The 17,121-nt window shown below is 73.5% G+C and carries 14 protein-coding genes; 1 reads left to right on the top strand and 13 read right to left on the bottom strand.

The features are described 5' to 3' along the window. Positions 1-3: 3 nt before the first annotated feature. The 13 genes from D7318_RS30135 to D7318_RS30075 all read right to left on the bottom strand — a co-directional run bounded on the left by D7318_RS30135 (position 4) and on the right by D7318_RS30075 (position 15,687). Positions 4-993: a zinc-dependent alcohol dehydrogenase family protein gene (locus D7318_RS30135; RefSeq protein WP_120700426.1), complete on the bottom strand. Its 990-nt coding sequence runs from the start codon at positions 991-993 to the stop codon at positions 4-6. Continuing rightward, positions 990-1,811: a carbohydrate ABC transporter permease gene (locus D7318_RS30130; protein WP_120700425.1), complete on the bottom strand. Its 822-nt coding sequence runs from the start codon at positions 1,809-1,811 to the stop codon at positions 990-992. Before D7318_RS30130 ends, D7318_RS30135 begins: the two co-directional genes overlap by 4 nt. Continuing rightward, positions 1,808-2,794 (bottom strand): carbohydrate ABC transporter permease, encoded by a 987-nt coding sequence (locus D7318_RS30125; RefSeq protein WP_120700424.1) that lies wholly within the window; start codon positions 2,792-2,794, stop codon positions 1,808-1,810. Before D7318_RS30125 ends, D7318_RS30130 begins: the two co-directional genes overlap by 4 nt. Continuing rightward, entirely contained in the window at positions 2,791-4,152 is a 1,362-nt protein-coding gene (locus D7318_RS30120; protein ID WP_120700423.1) for an ABC transporter substrate-binding protein, read from the bottom strand. Before D7318_RS30120 ends, D7318_RS30125 begins: the two co-directional genes overlap by 4 nt. Positions 4,153-4,192: 40 nt before the next feature. Further along, the gene (locus tag D7318_RS30115) at positions 4,193-4,954 is read right to left on the bottom strand and encodes a DeoR/GlpR family DNA-binding transcription regulator (RefSeq protein WP_120700422.1); all 762 of its coding nucleotides are present in this window, start codon (positions 4,952-4,954) and stop codon (positions 4,193-4,195) included. A gap of 266 nt (positions 4,955-5,220) precedes the next feature. Beyond that, on the bottom strand, positions 5,221-7,188 hold the full coding sequence (locus D7318_RS30110; RefSeq protein WP_120700421.1) for a DUF5107 domain-containing protein: 1,968 nt from the start codon (positions 7,186-7,188) through the stop codon (positions 5,221-5,223). Positions 7,189-7,271: 83 nt separating this feature from the next. After that, positions 7,272-7,514 carry a LapA family protein gene (locus D7318_RS30105; RefSeq protein ID WP_120700420.1) on the bottom strand — a complete coding sequence of 81 codons (243 nt, stop codon included), beginning with the start codon at positions 7,512-7,514 and terminating at the stop codon, positions 7,272-7,274. Positions 7,515-7,600: 86 nt separating this feature from the next. Beyond that, positions 7,601-8,017: a CBS domain-containing protein gene (locus tag D7318_RS30100; RefSeq protein ID WP_120700419.1), complete on the bottom strand. Its 417-nt coding sequence runs from the start codon at positions 8,015-8,017 to the stop codon at positions 7,601-7,603. Positions 8,018-8,062: 45 nt separating this feature from the next. After that, positions 8,063-10,120, bottom strand: a complete 2,058-nt coding sequence (locus tag D7318_RS30095) for a S9 family peptidase (protein WP_120700418.1) — start codon at positions 10,118-10,120, stop codon at positions 8,063-8,065. Between the two features lie 38 nt (positions 10,121-10,158). Further along, positions 10,159-11,514: a M20/M25/M40 family metallo-hydrolase gene (locus tag D7318_RS30090; protein WP_120700417.1), complete on the bottom strand. Its 1,356-nt coding sequence runs from the start codon at positions 11,512-11,514 to the stop codon at positions 10,159-10,161. Further along, a complete protein-coding gene (locus tag D7318_RS30085; RefSeq protein WP_120700416.1) occupies positions 11,507-12,343 on the bottom strand; it encodes a M55 family metallopeptidase in 837 nt (278 codons plus the stop codon). Before D7318_RS30085 ends, D7318_RS30090 begins: the two co-directional genes overlap by 8 nt. A gap of 40 nt (positions 12,344-12,383) precedes the next feature. Continuing rightward, entirely contained in the window at positions 12,384-14,909 is a 2,526-nt protein-coding gene (locus tag D7318_RS30080; RefSeq protein WP_408055561.1) for a SpoIIE family protein phosphatase, read from the bottom strand. A 325-nt stretch (positions 14,910-15,234) separates the two neighbouring features. Continuing rightward, the gene (locus D7318_RS30075) at positions 15,235-15,687 is read right to left on the bottom strand and encodes an SRPBCC family protein (protein WP_120700414.1); all 453 of its coding nucleotides are present in this window, start codon (positions 15,685-15,687) and stop codon (positions 15,235-15,237) included. 149 nt (positions 15,688-15,836) lie between these two features. Between D7318_RS30075 and D7318_RS30070 the strand changes: the two genes are divergently transcribed. Next, positions 15,837-16,886 carry an Rv2578c family radical SAM protein gene (locus D7318_RS30070; protein ID WP_120700413.1) on the top strand — a complete coding sequence of 350 codons (1,050 nt, stop codon included), beginning with the start codon at positions 15,837-15,839 and terminating at the stop codon, positions 16,884-16,886. Positions 16,887-17,121 lie beyond the last annotated feature (235 nt).

The raw sequence follows: 17,121 nt of genomic DNA, 5'->3' as shown, positions 1-17,121 counted from the left end.
GCGTCACGGCACCACCACGATCTTGCGGCCGACGCCCGCCGCGAACCGGTCGAGGGCGCGCGGGTAGTCGTCGAGCGGCAGCCGGTCGCTGATGAACACCGCGGGGTCGAGCAGGCCACCGGCGAACAGGTCGGCGGCGCGCTCGTAGCTGTGCAGCACGGCCATGGAGCCGGTGATGGTGATCTCCTGGTTGTAGATCTTGAACGGCTCGATCGTGGCGCGCGTCGCGTAGTCGGCGACGCCGAACTGGAGGAACGTTCCGGCCTTGGCGACGCGCCCGAGGCCGTCCTGGATGGCCGCGGCGTTGCCCGTCGCGTCGATCACCACGTCCCAGCCCTCGGGACGATCGAGCTCGTCGGCGGTCGCCGCGGCCGATGAGCAGCCCAACTTCCGTGCGGTGGCGAGGCGTTCGGGGTTGAGGTCCAGCACGTCGACGCCGCTCGCGCCGGTGCGCTTGGCCAGCTCGAGCATCATCAGGCCCATCGTGCCCGAGCCGTAGATCAGCACGCGGGCGCCCAGGGTCGAGCGCATCACGTCGTAGCCGCGGATCGCGCACGACAGCGGCTCGATGAGGGCCGCGTCCTGGAGGCTGACATGGTCGGGCAGCTTGACGCAGTTGGCGACGGGCGCCAGGGCGTACTCGGCGGCGCCGCCGGAGACGGTGACGCCGATGGCGGCCCAGCGGTCGCACAGGTTGTTGTGGCCGGCGCGGCAGTAGCGGCACTCGTGGCAGTACAGCGACGGGTCGACGGCCACCCGGTCGCCGACGGCCAGCTCCGTGACGTCCCGGCCGATCTCGGCGATCTCCCCCGCGAACTCGTGCCCCGGCACCACCGGCAGCCGGGGCGCGAACTCGCCCTCCCTGATGTGCAGATCGGTGCCGCACAGCCCGCAGGCGGCCACCTTCACCACGACGTCCCGCGGCCCTGGGGCCGGGTCGGGGACGTCGGTGACGGTCACCTGGCCGACGGATTCGATGAGGGCGGCTTTCACTTGACTGCTCCTAGCGACAGGCCCTGGACCAGCTTGTCCTGGGCGGCGAACCCCGCGGCGAGAACCGGCAGGGAGATGGCGATCGAGGCGGCGGACAGCTGGGCGAGGAAGAGGCCCTGGCTCGTGATGAACCTGGTCAGGAAGACCGGGGCGGTCTCCGCCGTGACGCCGGTCAGCACCCGGGCGAAGAGCAGCTCGTTCCAGCTGAAGATGAAGCAGATCAACGCCGTGGCCACGATCCCCGGCAGCACCACGGGCGCGACCACCCGGCCGAGCACGACCGGCAGTCTGGCGCCGTCGAGCTGGGCCGCCTCGATGACGGACACGGGCACCTCGGCGAGGAAGGACTGGAGCATCCACACGGCGATGGGGAGGTTCATCGACGTGTAGAGGATGACCAGCAGCCAGATGTTGTCGAGGAAGCCGATCTCCCTGGCGAACAGGTAGACCGGCAGCAGGCCCGCGATCACCGGCAGCATCTTGGTCGAGAGGAAGAAGAACAGGACGTCGCGCCACGCCCGCACGGGCCTGATGGTCAGCGCGTACGCGGCGGGCAGCGCGAGCAGCAGCACGAGCACCGTGGAGGCGAGCGAGGCCGTCAGGGAGTTGATGAGCGGCGGCCACGGGTCGGGCCCCCCGCCGGTCCCGAAGAACTCGCGGTAGCCGTCCAGGGTGAGCGGCGCGGTGAACGCCGGGGGGTTGCTCGCGGCGTCGGACTCGGAGTGGAACGACGTGAGCACCATCCAGGCCACCGGCAGGAAGAAGACCATCCCGGCCAGCCAGGCCCCGAGGGTGAGTGAGGCGTTCTTGATCCTCATGCCCTGCTGCCCTCCTCACGGAACAGGGAGGACACCACGCGCAGCGCGAGGGTGGCGATCAGCAGCGAGCCGATCACGACGAGCACGCCCGCCGCCGAGGCGACCCCGTACTCCTGCGCGGCGTAGAACTCCTGGTAGACGACATACGGCAGGTTCGCGGTGCCGAGGCTGCCCCCGGTGATGGTGAAGACCGCGTCGAAGTGCTGCACGATGTAGATGGAACCGAGCAGCGCGCCGAGCTCGAGGTAGCGCCGCAGGTGCGGCAGGGTGAGATGGCGGAAGAGCTGCCAGTTGCTCGCGCCGTCGAGGCGCGCGGCCTCGTAGAGCTCGAGCGGGCGGCTCTGGAGCCCGGCGAGCAGGATCAGCATCATGAACGGCGTCCACTGCCAGATCAGCGCCGCCTCCACGGCCACCAGCGGCATCTCGGAGATCCAGTCCCGCTCGGGCGCGGTGAAGCCGAAGATGTCGCCGAGCTGCGCGAGCAGCCCGTTGAGCAGGCCGTACTCCGGGTTGAACAGGATATGTTTCCACAGCAGCGCGGCGGCGACCGGGACCAGCAGGAACGGCGTGATGGTGATCGTGCGCACAAAGCCGCGGCCCGCGAACTTCCGGTCGAGCAGCAGCGCGAGGCCGAGGCCGAGCAGCAGGCTGACCAGCACCACGGTGGCGGTGAGCACGGCGGTGGTGACGACGGCGCCGCGCAGGTCGGCGTCGCCGAGGACCGTGTCGTAGTTGCCGAAGCCGGTGAAGGCGCGGTCGTCGGGGTAGAGGGCGTTCCAGTCGAAGAGCGAGATCACCAGCGTGGCGACGAACGGCAGCTGGGTGACGACGATCAGGAAGATCAGGGCGGGCAGCAGGGGGGCGCGGGTGGCCCACGCCTTGGCGCGGTTCGCGCGCCGCCCCTGGCCCGGGGCCGTCCGGGCCCCGGGCCGCGGTGGCGCGCCCTGGCCGCCAGGGGCGGCCTTGGTCGTGGCGCTCGTCATCGGTTCCTGTACTCCTCCGCCACATCTTCGGCCAGGGCCTGCGACGCTTCGAGGGCGTCCTGGACGCTCTGCCGCCCGGCGATCGCCTCGCTGATCTCCTGGGAGACGCGGGTGCCCAGGTCGGCGAACTCGGGGATACCGACGAACTGCACGCCGGGCGCGGGGCGTTCCTGCACACCCGGGTCATCGGGCCTGGCCTCGGCGATGGCGTCGTGCGTGACCTGGTAGAACGCGCCCGCCGCTGCCTGGTAGTCGGCGTTCTCGTAGGTCGAGGCGCGCTTGCCCGCCGGGACGTTCTGCCAGCCGAGGGTCTCGCCGACCAGCTCCTCGTACTCGGCGCTCGAGGCCCAGGAGATGAACTCCCAGGCGTTGTCGGCGTTGTCCGAGGCGCGCTGGACGCCCCAGGCCCACGTGTAGAGCCAGCCCGATGACTCGGTCTCGACGACCGGGGCGGGGACATAGCCGATGGTGCCGCGGACCGGGGAGTCCTCGGCCTCGAGGGATCCGGCGCCCGCGGTGGCGTCGTACCACATCGCGGTGTTGCCCTGGACCATGTTGTTGAGGCACTCGGCGTAGCCCGCCTGCGCCGCGCCCGACTCGCCGTGCTCGCGGACGAGGTTCACATAGAACTCCGTGGCCTCCACGAACTCGGGGTCGGTCAGCCGGGCGTTCCACTCGGCGTCGAACCATGTGCCGCCGAACGTGTTGACGACCGTGGTGAGCGGCGCGATGACCTCGCCCCAACCCGGCAGCCCGCGCAGGCAGATGCCCTTCATGTCCTCCTCGGCCCCGTCCACCTCGGCGGCCAGTTCGGCGACCTCCTGCCATGTCGGCCGCTCGGGCATCTCCAGGCCGTGCTCGTCGAAGACGTCGGTGCGGTACATCAGGAACGAGGACTCGCCGTAGAACGGCTGGGCGTAGACCTGCCCGTCAGCGCCGGTCAACGAGGTCTGGATGGGCGGCAGTATGTCGTCGACGGCGTAGTCGGCGTCGTCCGCCAGGTAGTCGTCGAGCGGGTGCAGCCAGTCGTTGCCCGAGTAGATGGGCGTCTCGTAATTGCTGATCGTGGCCACGTCGTACTGGCCCGACTGGTTGGCGAAGTCCTGGCTGATCTTGTCCCTGACCTCGTTCTCCGGCAGCACCGTGAAGTGGACGTCGATGCCCGTCTCCTCGGTGAAGTGCTCGGCGGTCAGCTCCTCGAGCTGGGTCATCTGGGGGTTGTTGACCATCAGGACGTTGATGCTGTCTCCCCCGCCTCCGCCGCCGGAGCCTCCGGCCCCGGCACACGCGGCGAGAAACGTGGTGGCCGTCGCTCCGGCCATGATCGAACGCAGGACAAGTCGGCTCTTGGTACGCATGGTTGGGGACTCCTGGATGTCGCGGGGCGCTGGGGGCGGGTCAGACCCTGATGAGGTGCGGCCCCAGCAGGGAGTAGCGGTGTGCCTCGGCCGTGCCGAGGCTCGTACTGGTGACGATCACGTCGAGGTCGGGAACGTCGGCGAACCGGCAGAAGCTCGCCGCCCCGAACTTGGTGTGGATGCCCACGAACACGCGGCGCCGCGAGGCGAGCACCGCCTGCCGCTTGACCTCGGCCACGGCGGGGTCGGGGGTGGTGAGGCCGTGCTCACGCGAGATGCCGTTGGCCCCGATGAAGCCCAGGTCGATCACGAATCCGGCGAGCATCTTGGCCGTCCAGTGGTCCACCGTGGCCAGCGTGGAGCCGCGGACGCGGCCGCCGAGCAGCAGCACGGTGTAGTCCTTGACCGGCGCCAGGGCGGTGGCCACCGCGAGGGACGCGGTGACCACGGTCAGCGGGCGGTCCCTCGGCAGCGACTCGGCGATGAGCTGTGGGGTGAAGCCCTCGTCGACGAAGACGGTCTCCGCGTCGCCCAGTTGGTCGGCCGCCGCGGCGGCGATGCGGCGCTTCTCCGGGATGTGCCGGGTGGCGCGCGCCGCGAGCGTCGTCTCGAAGCCGCCGCTCTCCACCGGGTACGCGCCGCCGTGGGTGCGGCGCAGCAGCCCGTGCGCCTCCAGGACCTTGAGGTCGCGGCGCACGGTCTCCTTGGCCACGCCCAGCGTCCTGGCGAGCTGGGTCACCTCGACCGAGCCCGAGCGTCGGGCGGCCCCGACGATGGCGCGCTGACGCTCCTCCGCGGTCATGGCGTGCCTCCTCGCAGCCGTCCCGGTCCTGCCTCGATGCCCGTGTGGGCCCGTGTGGAGAGTTCTACCCCGGGGTCATGGCCCTGACCAGGGGCCCCAGGCGCGCGATCGTGCCCGGTTATGCCCGTTCGACGAGCTGTGACCAGGCGGGGCCGGGGTGCGGCTGCCCGAACGGACCGCGACCCCTGCCCGTTCGCTGCCCGGTAGGGGTCCTGGTATCCGGGCGGTCGGACGCGGGCGCGGGGGCGACGAAACGGGCAGTCGCCTCAGGCGGGGCGCATCCGGAACTCGTACGCGGCGGGCAGCGGGTCGTCGGTGAGCAGGGCCCATGTGGTGCTCAGGATCTCGTCGCCCTCGCGGAGGTCGGCGACCTCGAAGCCCGCGTCGAAGACGGCCCGCGCGCCCTCCCTGTCGCCGAGCGCGAGCAGGATCCGCGCGTCGAGCAGCCTGAACCGCCCTCGGGCCCGCACGTCCTGGGGCAGCCGGTCGAACACGCGGCGCGCGATGTCCGCGCGCCCGGCGTCGAGCAGCACCGGGATCATGTCCCTGGCCAGCGCGGCGAGCGCGACCGGGTCGACGCCCTGGGTGGCGAGGGCGCGCTTGGCCGCGGCCAGCGACACCGCGATGGCGCGCTGCGGATGGCCGCCCCACGCCTCGGCGAGCGCCAGGCAGCGCGCGGTCCACGGGCTGGGCGCGGCGGACAGCGAACGCTCCCAGCTGCGCCGCGCCTGCGCCCGGTCGCCCGCGTGCCACTGGGCGACGCCCAGGTGGTAGTCGGTGAGCGGCCCGCCCGGCGCGCACTCGAGGCGCTCGCGCCAGGGCCCGCCGACCAGGCTGGGGCCCGGCGGGCGTTCGGGCGCCGCCTCCTCCTCGGGGAAGCGGCCCGTGTCGAGCAGCGTGAGCCACGGCCGCTGGTCGGGCCCGAGCGTGGCGGGGTCGTACGGCGTGCCGGGCAGCGCGTAACCGCCGCGCGCGACCTCCAACGCGCCCCACCCGCTGCCGGTGTGCAGCACGTCGTCGGGGTCGCGGTCCGCGAGCGGCAGCCACGCCAGGTACGCCGCGTCCACGGTGGCCTCGGGCAGCGTCGCGGCCAGCCGCTTCTCGGCGTGGGCGCGGGCCGCCGCCCAGTCGGGCCCGTGCACCACGGTCGGGTCGGCGTCCATCGGGCCGTAGCACTCGACCCAGGACACCTCGCCGCCCGCGGCCAGCGGCACATGTTCGAGCTGGGTGCGGGCCAGGCCCGCCTGGATCTCCGCGTACCCCGGCGCGCCGTCCTCGGTGAGCCACCGCTGCCAGCGCCGCCCGCCGGGTCCCGCGCCCCACACGAACAGCTTCCTGCCGCGCAGCGTCGCGGTCGAGGTCTGCACCAGGCCGTCGCCGTCGCGGTCGACGGCGGCGATCCACTTCCTCGACCCGGCGGGCACCTCGTAGAAGTAGTCGGCGGGGAAGTCGCCGTGCAGGGGGTAACTCCGGTCGGCGCCACGCCACTCGGGGAACGGGATCCGCGTGAGGCTGTGCTCGTACCCGAAGTGCCAGCCCTCGTCGGCGGGGACGAGCACCCGGCCGTGCCGCGTCTCGGGCACGGCGATGTTGGACCACCAGTAGACGGGCACGGTGCCGTCGTGGGGATTGCGCAGCCTGACCCCGGCATACAGGAAGTCGGAGCCCTCGGGCAGCCACAGGTCGACCTGGAACGGCAGGTCGCGCAGCCGCTCCCACTCCCACAGCCGCAGCATCGGCGCGCCGCCCGGGCCGTCGAGCACGGCCGCGTGCAGGGGCGCGCAGGAGAGCGTGGTGTGCCCGGTGGCTCCTATGTTCCACTCGATGCCGCCGGAGAACCACGCGCCGTTGAGCGCGAAGTCGGCGGGCTGGATCACGGGGTTGGTGTAGAGCAGGTCGCGGCCCGTGGGCTTGTGGCGCATCGCGTACACCCGGCCGCCGTAGGCGGGGAGCACGGTGACGGAGAGCCGGTCGTTCTCCAGGACGATCGTGTCGAGGTCGGTGGGGACCCGGTCGCGGCCGTAGCCGTCGCGCAGGCGGGTCGGGAGAACGGAGGTCAGCGGCGCGTAGCCGACCTGGCGGGCCATGTCGGGCGGCAGCGTGGCGCGCTGCCTGGGGTCGATCCGGTGCGGGTCGTCCCTCGGGAGGAGCGGCGGCAGGGGGTTCTCGGGCCCCAGCGGGGCGACGGGCACGGTCAGGGTGGAACGTCGGATGGTCGTGGCGCTGCGTGCCATGGAGTCTCCCCCCGCCGGACGACTGCGTCAGGCCCCATGGAACACCGCGCGGCCTGACGGAACAACAGGGCCCATGACCGCACTCATTTGCGGTGGCGCAGATACCGTCCTGCCAGGGCTCCGATGATCAGCGTGAAGAGCAACGCCAGCCACAGGGGCATCGTCACCTCGGGGATCCAGAGCCTGATCCGGGTCTGTCTCGTGTTCGCGAAGACGAACCACAGGGTGAGGCCCGCGATCACCGCGACGACGACGCGCCCCGTGGTCCAGAAGGTCTCGGTCTCCCGCGTGGTCCCCTGCCGCTCTGAGTGGTGGTGAGAGTGCATGGCACCAGCATGCGAGCGGCACGGGAATGCCGCATGCCGCCGGAGATCCGGCGGCATGCGGCGCAGGCGCGGTGGGCGGGCGCCGTTTACGCGTAGACGTGCTCGACGAACTCGCCGATCTGGTCGTCGGTGAGCGACCTGGCGAGGTCGGCCTCGCTGATCATGCCGACCAGGCGCTTGTCGCCGTCGATCACGGGCAGCCGGCGGATCTGGTGGATCTCCATCTCCTGGAGAACCTCCTCGACGCTGGCCGAGCTGCTGATCCAGCGGGGCGTCCCACGGCACAGGTCACCCGCCGTCACCCGGGCGGGGTCGTGACCCGCGGCGATGCAGTGCACGACGATGTCACGGTCGGTGACGATGCCGCACAACCGCTCGTTCTCGTCGCTGACGGGCAGCGCGCCGACGTCGTGCTCGCGCATGAGCTGCGCGGCACGGTCGAGCGTCTCCGTGTCGGGGATCCACTGGGCGCCGGGGCTCATGATGTCCGCGGCAGTGGTCATGTCATCCCTCCTCGGTTCGGACAGTCTCATCCTCCGACTCCATCGTCACCCGGGACGGCCACCTGCGCCATTCGAGTGATCGTCGACCGGCCGAAGGGCCAGATCGAGGGCGGGCGCGTCCGGACGTTCGATGCCGAAAACGGTCAGATACAGACCCAGCTCGGCCTCGATCGCCCGGCGGATGGTCTCCGCCCGGCGGAAGCCATGGCCCTCGCCAGGGAACGTGAGATACGCGTGCGGCACCCCGCGCCCGGCCACCGCGGCGAGCAGCGCCTCCGCCTGGGCCGGCGGGCAGATCGGGTCGTCCAGGCCCTGGAGCAGCACGAACGGCACGGAGATCCGGTCGGCGCGCGCGGCGGGGGAACGCTCCCTGTACAGGTCGGCGGCCTCGTCGCGCGGGCCGATCAGCCCGTCCAGGTAACGCGCCTCGAAGTCGTGCGTGCCGTTCTCGTCCCACGTGGCCAGGTCGATGACCGGGTAGGTGAGCGCGGCGCACGCGTAGAGCCCGGCCGTGGCGGGCGACGCCAGCGAGGCGGCGGCCGTCCAGCCCCCCGCGCTGCCGCCGCTGATGGCGATCCGGTCGGGGTCGGCGGCGTTCTCCGCGACCAGGGCGCGGGCGACGGCCGCGCAGTCCTCGACGTCGACCACGCCCCACTGCCCGGCGAGCCGCTCGCGATAGGCGCGGCCGTACCCGGTGGACCCGCCGTAGTCGACGTCGGCGACGGCGAAGCCGCGCGAGGTGAGGTGGGCGATCTCCAGGTCGAGCAGCATCGCCGTGCGCCCCGTGGGCCCGCCGTGCGCGCGCACCACGAGGGGCGGCGCGGCGCCGTCGGGGCCCGTGACCTCGGGATGGCGCGGCGGGTAGACATACGCGTGCACCTCGCGCCCGCCTGGCCCGGCGACGGTGCGGGCGACGGGCTCGGGGTAGTAGGCCGGGTCCACCGCGTCCCTGTGCTCCTCGGCCACCGTGCGGCAGCGGCCCGTGACGGTGTCGAGGCAGACGATCTCCCGGCCGCGGTCAGGGCCTCCGGCGATGGCCGCCACCCGGGTGCCGCGGACCGCGAGCGGCCCCGACCACTCGGCCCAAGGGCCTGCCGCGTCCGCCAACTCCCCGGTGGCCGGGTCGAGAACGCCAAGACGCCGCGCGCCACGGCCGTGCAGCACGGCGACCCTGCCGTCGTCGAGGGGCGCGAACCAGCGCGAACCGACGCGCCACAGGGCGTCGGCGAACTCCTCGTCGCGCGGGCACAGGCCGACGGCGTCGCCCGTGTCGGGGTCCACCCGGTGGAGGTTCCACCAGCCGGTGCGGTCGGTGACGGCCAGGAGCGTGCCGTCGGGCGCCCACTCGACCTGCGCCACGGACTCGCCGGGGCCGCCGATCAGGGTGCGCGCCCCGGTGAGCTCATGGCGCCCGCCGGGGCCCGAGGTGATCCCGGCGATCATCAGCTCGGTGCCGTCCCACGGCATCCGCGGGTGGTCCCAGGCGAGCCACGCAGCGCGCGTGCCGTCGGGGGAGATCCGAGGCCCGGTGACGAAGCGGTGCCGGTCGTCGGTCAGCTCGGTGACCGCGGAGCGGTCATCCGCCGCCGTGCCGTCGAGCGGCACCGCGGCAAGCAGCCGCCGCAGCTCGCCCGGCCGCTCCCCGGTGAACTCCTCGAGCACGCACCACACGTCGCCGCCCCTGATCACCGGGTCGCACCAGCGCAGGCCGCCGCCCACCGCGGAGAGCGGCGTCAACGGGCGCGGCTGGGCCGCGCCAGGACCCTCGGCGGTGTCGGGCTCGACGGCGTGGAGCCGCTGGTCGGCGAAGTCGGCGAACACGATCAACGGGCCGCCGCCGTTCCGCGCGAGCCCCGCCCAGGGCTGGCCACCGTACTCGTGGACGCGGCTGCGGACGTTCCACGGCGCGGGCAGCACCGAGACGGCGCCCCCCGCGTCGGGCGCGAGCCGCATCAGCGCGCGCCGCCCGCCCTCCTCGGGCCTGGGCGCGGTCCACCACAGCTCGTCGCCGATCGCGCCGAGGTACTCGGGGGCGCCCGAGCGCGTGGCGACCAGCGCGGCGTCGATGGGCGAGGGCCAACTGCCGTACGGGGCTTGGTGCACGGGGCCTCCCGTTGCGTGGGGACGAGCGGTGCGGGGCGTCACAGGGCGCGCAGGGCGCGGTCGAGAACGCGGGTGCCGAAGTGGAGGGCGTCGACGGGGACGCGTTCGTCCACGCCGTGGAACATCGCCTGGTAGTCGAAGCCCTCGGGCAGCCGCAGCGGCATGAAGCCGTAGCCGACGACGCCGAGGCGCGAGAACTGCTTGGCGTCCGTGCCGCCCGACATGCAGTAGGGGATGATGTGCGCGCCGGGGTCGAAGTGCAGCAGCGCGTCCCGCATGACGGCGTACGCCGGCGCGTCCACCGGCGCCTGGAGCGGGATCTCATGGTGGACGTGCTCCCAGTCCACCTCGGGCCCGGTCAGCCGGTCGAGGGTCGCGGCGAACTCCTCCTCGCCGCCCGGCAGCACCCGCCCGTCCACCTGCGCGGTGGCGCTGCCGGGGATGACGTTCACCTTGTAACCGGCGGACAGCATCGTGGGGTTGGCGCTGTTCCTGACGGTGGGGGCGACGAGCGCGGCGGCCGGGCCGAGGCGCGCGAGCAGGCCGTCGACCGCGTCGGCGAGGCGCGCGGGCTCCGCGGTGTCCAGGTCGGGCAGCGGCACGTCGTAGACCGCGGCGAGCTCGGTGAGCGCGGCGCGGACGGTGGGGCTGAGCCGGACGGGCCACGTGTGCTCGCCGATGCGGGTGACGGCGGCGGCGACGCGGGTGACGGCGTTGGCGTGGTTGATCTTGGACCCGTGCCCGGCCCGCCCGCGGGCGGTCAGCCGCAGCCACGCGGTGCCGCGCTCCCCCGCGGCCAGCGGGTAGATGCGGCGCCCGTCGCCCGGGTGGAAGGTGAACGCGCCCGATTCGCCGATGGCCTCGGTGCAGCCGTCGAACAGCTCGGGGCGGCTGGCCACCAGGAAGCCCGAGCCGAACTGCGCGGTGTCCTCCTCGTCCGCGGTGAACGCCAGCACGATGTCGCGCCGCGGCCGCACCCCGGCCCTGGCCCACGCGCGGACCACGGCGAGCACCATGGCGTCGGAGTCCTTCATGTCCACCGCGCCCCTGCCCCAGACCACGCCGTCGCGGATCTCGCCGGAGAACGGGTGGACCGCCCACTCGGCCGGGTCGGCGGGCACGACGTCGAGGTGCCCGTGCACCAGCAGCGCGGGGGCGGCGGGGTCGGTCCCCTGGACGCGCGCGACGACGTTGGTGCGCCGCGGCGCCTTCTCGAGCAGCAGGGGCTCGATGCCGACCTCGGCGAGGAGGGCCGCCACATACTCGGCCGCCGGGCGCTCGACCCCGTCGCCGCCGCCGCGGTTGGTGGTGTCGAGGCGGATCAGGTCCGACGTGAAGCGGACCGCCTCCTCGAGCGCCGAGTCGTCGATGTGGGGGGCGTTCGCCTCAGCCATACCATTCCTCCACCGCCGCGGATACCAGTGTCGTGACCGCCTTGAAGCAGCGGATTCCCTCGTACATGTCGGGCGCGGTGTACGCCACCCGGCGCGGCCCGGTCTGCTCCACCCCTGGGACGACCGTGGCGGCGCCCGCCAGGTGCTCGGCGTCGAACTCGATCTCGACGGTACGCGGCCTGGGCCCCGCCGGCTCGTGGCGCACCGCGAGGGCGACGGCCTCGGCCGCGGCGGCGCGGATGTCACCGGCCGTGCGCGCGGGGGTGCGGCAGACGGCGGCGTAACGCGACACATAGTCCTTGACGGCGACCGTGCGCGCGTGCGGCGCGTACCCGCGGGCGTCGGCGCACGCGCGGTCGTCGCCGGTGACCAGGACGACCGGGGTGCCGTACTCGGCGGCGACCAGGGAGTTGAGCAGGCCCTCGCTCGCGCGGACGCCGTCGACGAAGACGCCGGTCAGTGAGTTCCCGAGGTAGGTGTGGGCCAGCACGCCCTCGTCGCCCGCGCCCGTGTGGTAGCCGACGAACGCGATGCCGTCCACGTCGCCGCGCTGGACGCCCTCGACCATGCTCAGCGCCTTGTGGCGGCCCGTCAGCATCTCGGCGCGGTCGTCGAGCTGTTCGAGCAGGAGGTTCCGCATGGTCATGTGCGCCTCGTTGACCAGGACGGAGTCGGCGCCGCCGTCGAGGAAGCCGACGATCGCGGCGTTGACGTCGGACGTGAACATCGGGCGGCAGCGCTGCCACTCGGGAGTGCCCGGCAGGCAGTCGGCGGGCCAGGTGACGCCGGTGGCCCCTTCCATGTCGGCCGAGATCAGGATCCTGGTCATGGAGCGTCACGTTACCCGGCGGGCCTGACCACCAGCCAGATCAACGGCGACTCCCGGGGGCGGGCTCGGGTGCGGCGGGGCCGACGGACTGCTCGAACCAGACGGTCTTGCCCCGGCCCGCGCGGCTCGTGCCCCACGCCCTGGCCAGCCGGCTGACGACGGCGAGGCCGCGCCCCGCCTCGTCGTCGGGCGCGGCGTCGCGCAGCACCGGGAGCTCGGGACCGTGGTCGGTGACCTCGCACAGCAGCGCGTCGGCCCGCACCAGGCGCACCCGGACAGGGCCGCGGGCCGCGTGCCGCACGGCGTTCGTCAGCACCTCGCTGACCAGCAGCTCCGTGGTGTCCGCGAGGTGGCCGAGGCCCCAGCTCGCCAGCCGCTCGACGACCAGGCGGCGGGCGCGCGTGACCTGGGCGGGCTCGGCGTCGAAGTGCCAGGTGGCCACGTCGCCCCGCGGCATCCCGCCGAGCCGCGCCATGAGCAGCGCCACGTCGTCCTTGCGCTCGGCGGGCGCGGTCGCGGCGGCGAGCGCGCGGATGATCGTGTCGCACGCGTCGTCCATCGAGGCGGCCGGGTGGGCGGCGGACTCGCACAGCGCGGCGAGGCCGACGCCGATGTCCCGGCCCCTGACCTCGACCAGGCCGTCGGTGCACATCACCAGGCGGTCGCCCGGCGCGACGGGCACGGTGACGGTCCCGAACGCCACGCGCCCGACGCCGATGGGCGCGCCGGTCGGCAGGTCGAGCAGCTCGCCCCGGCCATCGGCGGCGCGCACGAGAACGGGCGGAACGTGACCGGCGTTGGTCAGCTGGAGCTCGGATCCGACCGGGTCGTAGACGGCGTAGAGGCATGTGGCGAGGTAGTGGTCGCCGAGCCGCTGGGCGAGGTCGTCGAGGCCGCGCAGCACATGGACGGGCTCGGTGCCGAGCGCGGCCATGGTGCGCACGGCGGTGCGCAGCTGGCCCATCATCGCGGCGGAGTGGATCCCGTGGCCCATCACGTCGCCGACGACCAGCGCGGTGCGGCAGCCCGGCAGCCTGATGGTGTCGAACCAGTCGCCGCCGACCCGGCCGAGCCGGGTGCCCGGCAGATAGCGGGTCGCGGTCTCGCAGCCCGCCATCCTGCGCGTGACGCGGGGCGGCACGCTGTCCTGGAGCGTGTCGGCCAGCGACTCCTGGAGCGTGTACAGCCGGGCGTTGTCGAGCACCAGCCCGGCGCGCGCGGCCAGCTGCGCGCCGGTGGAGCGGTCCATGTCGTCGAACGCGTCGCGGTCGGCGTGCCGCAGCAGGACCATGAAGCCGAGCACCACCCGGCGCGCCGTGAGCGGCAGCACCAGCATCGAGCGGTGGGTGAGGAGGGGGCGCAGGTCGCGCTTCTCGAAGCGGGAGGCGATGGCGTCGCCCATCTCCTGGGTGACGCGCGGCACCAGGATCGGCTCGCCGGTGACCATGCAGCGGAAGAACGGCGTCTGAACGGGCAGCGTCGTCGACTCCCCCACGGGCACGACGTCGTCCCAGCGGCCCGGCTCGTCGTCGTGCTCGATCGTGACGCGGTGCCAGAGGGTCGAGGCGAAGGGCGGCCCGTCGGCGAACCGCTCGCCCGCGACGACCTCTTCGCGCAGATAGGTGCCCACTGCGTCGCCGAACCGAGGCACCACGGCGCGGCTGATCTCGGTGAGGGTGCGATGCAGGTCGAGGGAGGAGCCGATGCGGGCGCTGACCTCGTTGAGGAACTCGAGGCGCTCACGCGCGGCGGCGTGCTCGAGGTCGGAGAGCAGCTCGGCCTCGGCCGCGGCGACCGCCTCGTCGTCCGCGGCGGCCCTGGCCTCCTCGGCGGCGCGCAGCAGCCGCGCACGCCGGGTCACGCGCCGGGGCACGCCCCAGTCGGGGGTGACGGGAACGCGTGTGCTCCGGCTGAACTCCAGGACCGGGTAGCCGAGTCGGAGGACCTGGGCCGCGATGCGGCCGCCCTCCGCCGGGCTCATCCGGGGCAGGATCTCGGGGAGCCGCTTGGCCAGCTCGGCGGCCTCGGCGAAGTCGGTGTGGGCGGCGAACGCGGCCGCGACGCGCTCGCCCGGCTCGTCGTCGGCGTCGGGCCGCAGCCCGCTGCCGTCGGCGGCGAGCACCAGGACGCGGGCGCCGCCGGGGCCGCGCAGGGGGTACACCCACCACAGGACGTCGCTCGGGCAGCGGTCGCGCTCGGGGTGGCGGGTCCAGAAGCGGCCCGAGGTCGGCTGGGTCAGCTCGGCGGTGTCCGCGCCGAACAGCACGTCGACCCGCGCCTCGGGGTCGAGGCGGCCGAGCGCTGCGGTGGTGGGGTCCTTCGGGTCGGGCGGCTCGGCGCCCGCCTCCGCGAGCTCGGCGGCGCGGTCGATGACGCCGGAGACGGGCATGATCTCGGTGGCCGGGCGGCCCACCGCCTCGTCGGCGGCCAGCCCGAAGAGGCGGCGGGCGCCGATGCTCCAGTGCGAGACCAGGCCCGCGCCGTCGACGACGATGACGGCGAGCGGGACGCGGCCCGAGGCGGTGGTCGGGGGTAACGCCTCGGGGTCCTCAGGCCGTTGACGCACGGGTTCCTGGTGGGCGGGATGGGATGCCACCGTCTCTCCTTCCGGGCCTGGAGCCCCTCCACGGTACGCGCCCATGGGCCCCCGTCGCAGGCGAACCCGAGGGCGCCCGCGTGACCGCGTGACCGCGCGCCGGGGGGCGCTTCCACGCCCCGGGCGCGTTGGCCCGATGGGCGGCGCGCGTCGGCCGTCGCGCTCCCCGGCGCGCTCCGACTCCCCCACGGGGTCAGGACGCACAGGAGCCAGGACGCACAGGAGCCCGGCGCCTTCGGCGCCGGGCACGGTGTACGTCGCGATCGGAGCCCCTGAGGGGGAGCCGGGTGTGGGGCTACTTCTCCGTCTCGGTGGCGAGGTTGGCCAGGACCTGGTCGTAGATGGCCTTGAGCGCGCGGGGCGCGAAGAGGCGTTCGAAGAAGCCGCCCACGCCCCCGGCGCCCTCCCAGGTGGTCTGGATGGTCACGCGCGCCTGCCCGGTGCCGCCCTCGGCGACGGGCACCACGGTCCAGGTGGTGACGAGCGTGGAGTTGCGGTCGGTCTCCACCAGCGTGTCGTCCCGTGGCTCGGTGACGTCGAGCAGGCACTCCCGCACCCGGCGGGAGGTCGCCTGGAGCTTGAGGTACAGCACCGTGCCCTCGCCGTCGCCCCCCTCGCGGACCTCGTAATCCGTGAACTGCTCGGGCAGCAGCTTCGGGTGCACCTCCTTGTAGTCCGCGATCGCGTCGAGCACGTCGTCCGGCTCGGCCTTGATGTCCCGCCGCGCTACGACCTCGACCAGCGCCATGCCTTGTTCTCCTGCCTGTTGAGGAACGTGGCGGCCCAGTCTGTCAGTGCCGCGCGGGGGCGCGGGCCACCGGGGCGGCGGGATCCGGGTTGACAGCCTCGCTGCGAACATGTGTTCTATTCGGGTACGACAGCAGCGAGGAGATGCCCATGCGCTGGAACCAGCTGAGCGAGGGATCACCGGCCACCGCCCCCGCCCTCTTCGGCACGGACGTCGTGACCCGGACGTTCGACACCCCCGAATTCCGCGGGATCACCTTCCACGAGGTGCGGGCCCGCTCCCTGGTGAACCGAGTCCCCGGCGCCTCCCGGATGCCGTTCACCTGGACCGTCAACCCCTACCGCGGGTGCAGCCACGCCTGCGTGTACTGCTTCGCCCGCAAGACGCACAGCTATCTGGACCTCGACACGGGCATCGGGTTCGACACCCAGATCGTCGTGAAGGTCAACGCGCCCGAGCTGCTCCGCCGCGAGCTCCGCGCCACGCGCTGGCGCGGCGAGCACATCGCCATGGGCACCAACGTCGACTGCTACCAGCGCGCCGAGGGCCGCTACCGCCTCATGCCCGGCATCATCGCCGCCCTGCGCGACCACGCGAACCCGTTCTCGATCCTCACCAAGGGCACGCTGATCCTGCGCGACCTCGAGCTGATCCGCCAGGCCGCGGCGGTCACCGACGTGGGCGTCTCCGTCTCGGTCGGCTCGGTGGACCGCGCCGTGTGGCGCACCGTCGAGCCCGGCACCCCGGCGCCCGAGCGGCGCCTCGACGTGGTCCGCGCCCTGCGCGGGCACGGCATCCCGTGCGGGGTGCTGATGGCGCCTGTCATCCCCTATCTCACCGACTCCCCGGCGCAGTTGCGGGAGACGGTCCGCGCGATCGCCGCGGCGGGCGCCGAGTCCGTGACCCCGCTCGCGCTGCATCTGCGCCCCGGGGCGCGCGAGTGGTTCATGGCCTGGCTCGCGCACCACCACCCCGATCTGGTGCGCCGGTACCAGGTGTTGTACGCGGGAGGCGCGTACGCCCCCACGTGGTACCAGCGGCGGATCACGGGCCAGGTGCACGAGCTGGCCGCCGAGTACGGCATGGGCCCGGTCAGGCCGGGCACGCACCGCAGGCCGCCGCGGGCCGACGAGGACGACGGCGACCCGGAGCCCGAGCCCGCGCCCGAGCCCCTGGGCACCCAGCTGACGCTGCTGTGAGGACGCGCCGCTACGAGCCGCCGAGGTGGGCGGTCAGCGCCGCGCCTCCCGGGTAGGGCCGTTCGACGGGCAGCAGCCGCCGCGCCGCTTCCAGGTCGCCGCCCCGCACTAGTGTCCCGAGTCAGGAATTCTGTTCAGATGTATAGGCTTGCTCTATGGCACGGACGGGGCGGCCCAAGGCCGAGTTGACACTGTCGGACGAGGAACGGGCCGCACTCGAGGGATGGGTGCGGCG

Source organism: Streptomyces radicis (genome assembly GCF_003626575.1).
Lineage (GTDB): Bacteria > Actinomycetota > Actinomycetes > Streptomycetales > Streptomycetaceae > Streptomyces > Streptomyces radicis.
This window is presented reverse-complemented; position numbering and strand designations above follow the sequence as displayed.

Bases quoted from the DNA above. Each gene is read 5' to 3' on its own strand.
- D7318_RS30130 (WP_120700425.1), bottom strand. From the start codon at position 1,811: ATGAGGATCAAGAACGCCTCACTCACCCTCGGGGCCTGGCTGGCCGGG.
- D7318_RS30125 (WP_120700424.1), bottom strand. From the start codon at position 2,794: ATGACGAGCGCCACGACCAAGGCCGCCCCTGGCGGCCAGGGCGCGCCA.
- D7318_RS30120 (WP_120700423.1), bottom strand. From the start codon at position 4,152: ATGCGTACCAAGAGCCGACTTGTCCTGCGTTCGATCATGGCCGGAGCG.
- D7318_RS30115 (WP_120700422.1), bottom strand. From the start codon at position 4,954: ATGACCGCGGAGGAGCGTCAGCGCGCCATCGTCGGGGCCGCCCGACGC.
- D7318_RS30110 (WP_120700421.1), bottom strand. From the start codon at position 7,188: ATGGCACGCAGCGCCACGACCATCCGACGTTCCACCCTGACCGTGCCC.
- D7318_RS30105 (WP_120700420.1), bottom strand. From the start codon at position 7,514: ATGCACTCTCACCACCACTCAGAGCGGCAGGGGACCACGCGGGAGACC.
- D7318_RS30100 (WP_120700419.1), bottom strand. From the start codon at position 8,017: ATGACCACTGCCGCGGACATCATGAGCCCCGGCGCCCAGTGGATCCCC.
- D7318_RS30090 (WP_120700417.1), bottom strand. From the start codon at position 11,514: ATGGCTGAGGCGAACGCCCCCCACATCGACGACTCGGCGCTCGAGGAG.
- D7318_RS30085 (WP_120700416.1), bottom strand. From the start codon at position 12,343: ATGACCAGGATCCTGATCTCGGCCGACATGGAAGGGGCCACCGGCGTC.
- D7318_RS30075 (WP_120700414.1), bottom strand. From the start codon at position 15,687: ATGGCGCTGGTCGAGGTCGTAGCGCGGCGGGACATCAAGGCCGAGCCG.
- D7318_RS30070 (WP_120700413.1), top strand. From the start codon at position 15,837: ATGCGCTGGAACCAGCTGAGCGAGGGATCACCGGCCACCGCCCCCGCC.